The organism is uncultured Aquincola sp. (assembly GCF_964001545.1).
Lineage (GTDB): Bacteria > Pseudomonadota > Gammaproteobacteria > Burkholderiales > Burkholderiaceae_C > Aquincola.
Window position 1 is genome coordinate 1 of the sequence record NZ_CAXFDV010000340.1, and the last position, 1,535, is coordinate 1,535.

A 1,535-nucleotide genomic window follows, 5' to 3' on the forward strand; every position below is an offset into this window, starting at 1 on the left:
GCGGCGATGGCCGCATCCCGCGTGACCAGCGTGCCCACCAGGCTGCCGCTGCCGCGGGCGGCCAGGGCCAGGGCCTCGTCCACGCCGTCGTAGGCCATCAGCGTGCTCACCGGGCCGAAGGCTTCGATGTCGTGCACGGCGGTGTTGTTCAGCGCATCGCGCGCCAGCAGCAGCGTGGGCGCGAAGAAGGCGCCTTCGGCGGTGCCTTCACCCATCGGCGCAAAGCCTTCGCCGCCGACCACCAGCTCAGCGCCCTGGCGCAGCTGGGCCACGCGCTCGCCCACGTCGGCCAGCTGCGCATGCGAAGCCAGCGCGCCCATGCGCACGCCTTCCAGCGCGGGGTCGCCGACCGTCACTTTGGCCAGGCGCGCACGCAGGGCTTCGGCCACTGCGTCGATGCGCTCCCGCGGCACGATGGCGCGGCGGATGGCGGTGCACTTCTGGCCGGCCTTGACGGTCATCTCGCGCGCCACTTCCTTGACGAAGAGGTCGAACTCTTCATCGTCGGGCGTGATGTCGGGCGCCAGGATGGCGCAGTTCAGCGAATCGGCCTCGGCATTGAAGGGCACGCTGTGGCGGATCAGGTTGGGGTGCACGCGCAGCTTGGCGGCGGTGTCGGCCGAGCCGGTGAAGGTGACCACGTCGGCGCCGCCCAGCCGGTCCAGCAGGTCGCCGGTGCCGCCGACTACCAGCTGCAGGCTGCCTTCGGGCAGGATGCCCGACTGCACGATGAGCCGCATCGCCGCTTCGGTCAGGTAGCTGGTGGCGGTGGCGGGCTTGCCGATGCAGGGCATGCCGGCCAGGAAGCTGGGCGCGAACTTTTCCAGCAGGCCCCACACTGGGAAGTTGAAGGCATTGATGTGCACCGCCAGGCCGCCACGCGGCACCAGGATGTGCGTGCCCGCAAAGCCGCCCTTCTTGCCCAGCGGCATCGCCGGGCCTTCATGCACCAGGTTGCCCGAAGGCAGCTCGTTGCTGCCCATGCTGGCATAGGCGAACAAGGTGCCGGCGCCGCCTTCGATGTCGATCCAAGAATCGGCGCGCGTGGCGCCGGTGTGGGCGGAGACGGCGTAGAGCTGCTCCTTGTGCTCGTTCAGGTACTTGGCCAGCGCCTTGAGCCGCTGCGCGCGTTGCTGGAAGTCGAGCTGAAGCAGTTTGGGCAAGCCCACGCGGCGGGCATGTTCAACGGCCTCGGCAAAGTCGATGGACTCGGCATGCGTGCGGTAGACCGGGCGGCCATTGACCGCGCTGCGCAGCGTCTGCGCGCCCTCGCCGCCCAGCCAGCGGCCGGCGATGTAGCTTTGAAGAACCGGCGTGCTCATCGATGTCTCCTGAATGGGTTCTGCTTATCGTTCATCGAAAGAAAGTACGACTCGCTCGGTCAAGGGGTGCGCCTGGCAGGTCAGCACGAAGCCGTTGGCCACCTCGTGCTTGTCCAGCGCGAAGTTGCGCTCCATGCGCACCTCGCCTTCGATCACCTTGGCGCGGCAGGTGCCGCACACGCCCGAGGTGCAGGAATACGGCACTTCCAGGCC

At 68.6% G+C, this 1,535-nt stretch carries 2 protein-coding genes; both read right to left on the minus strand.

The genetic code is table 11. The features are described from left to right. The coding region (gene paaZ, locus ABNT58_RS11760; RefSeq protein WP_348753662.1) for a phenylacetic acid degradation bifunctional protein PaaZ at positions 1-1,322 on the minus strand (1,322 nt) is incomplete at its 3' end. 24 nt (positions 1,323-1,346) lie between these two features. Further along, positions 1,347-1,535, minus strand: a 189-nt coding sequence (locus tag ABNT58_RS11765; RefSeq protein WP_348753663.1) for a 2Fe-2S iron-sulfur cluster-binding protein, incomplete at its 5' end; no start/stop codon positions are given.